Source organism: Pseudomonas sp. NPDC087598 (genome assembly GCF_044743525.1).
GTDB lineage: Bacteria > Pseudomonadota > Gammaproteobacteria > Pseudomonadales > Pseudomonadaceae > Aquipseudomonas.
On record NZ_JBIUWQ010000142.1, the window covers coordinates 1 to 1026 of the forward strand.

At 54.9% G+C, this 1026-nt stretch carries 1 protein-coding gene and 1 pseudogene; one reads left to right on the forward strand and one right to left on the reverse strand.

The genetic code is table 11. The features are described 5' to 3' along the window. Positions 1-143, reverse strand: a pseudogene (locus tag ACIOWE_RS30080) (succinate dehydrogenase, cytochrome b556 subunit); the annotation flags it as partial. 362 nt (positions 144-505) lie between these two features. On the opposite strand from ACIOWE_RS30080, the gene ACIOWE_RS30085 reads away from it, so the two are divergent. After that, positions 506-1026, forward strand: a 521-nt coding sequence (locus tag ACIOWE_RS30085; protein ID WP_401398592.1) for a citrate/2-methylcitrate synthase, incomplete at its 3' end; no start/stop codon positions are given.

Genomic DNA, 1026 nt, shown 5'->3' on the forward strand with positions numbered 1-1026 from the left:
AGGGATTTGCCCAATGCATAACGCATGAAGCCACGGCCCAGGAAGAGGATGTGGCCGGAAACACGGTGAAGAAACGACGTAACGCCGGTGATGGGGAGTTTGATGGTCCTTAGGTCTAGGTTTACAGGTCGTTGGCTTTTCACGGCTTTTTTTTCACACTGAAGAGCCCCTAACAATCAGGGCAAAGTTGTTGGGGAGTGCACTGGTCAGGTAACCACCACCCAGGGATGCGACCCCCAATAAAGCAGGCCCAAAAGCCCTTGGCGGTCGGTGGCCGAGTATAGACAGTTAGGCTACTAATGACAACGCAATCACCTACCCCAAATAGCTGATTGCACAAGTCGTATAAAAGGCGTAAATGGCAGTCAATTTCGAGGAAAAAGTGCGCTTAAAGCCTTCTGGAGCAAGACTTTAGGCAAATTGACATTCGAATTTATCTCACTATAGTGGTGCGGGCCCTGCGTGGGGGGTCTGTCTGATGGTTCAAGCATAAATAGGAGGCCACATGGCTGACAAAAAAGCGCAGTTGATCATCGAGGGCGCAGCCCCCGTCGAGCTGCCCATTTTAACCGGCACCGTTGGTCCCGATGTAATCGATGTTCGGGGCCTGACGGCCACGGGCCGCTTCACTTTCGACCCTGGTTTCATGTCGACTGCTTCGTGCGAGTCGAAAATCACCTACATCGACGGCGACAACGGCATTCTGTTGCACCGCGGCTACCCGATCGAACAGCTGGCTGAAAAGTCGGACTACCTGGAAACCTGCTACCTGCTGCTCAACGGCGAACTGCCGACAGCAGAACAGAAAGCCCAGTTCGTCAGCACCGTGAAGAACCACACCATGGTTCACGAGCAGCTGAAAACCTTCTTCAACGGTTTCCGTCGCGACGCCCACCCGATGGCCGTCATGTGCGGCGTAGTCGGCGCCCTCTCGGCCTTCTACCACGACTCCCTGGACATCAATAACCCGCAGCATCGCGAAATCTCCGCGATCCGCCTGGTTGCCAAGATGCCGACCCTGGCAGC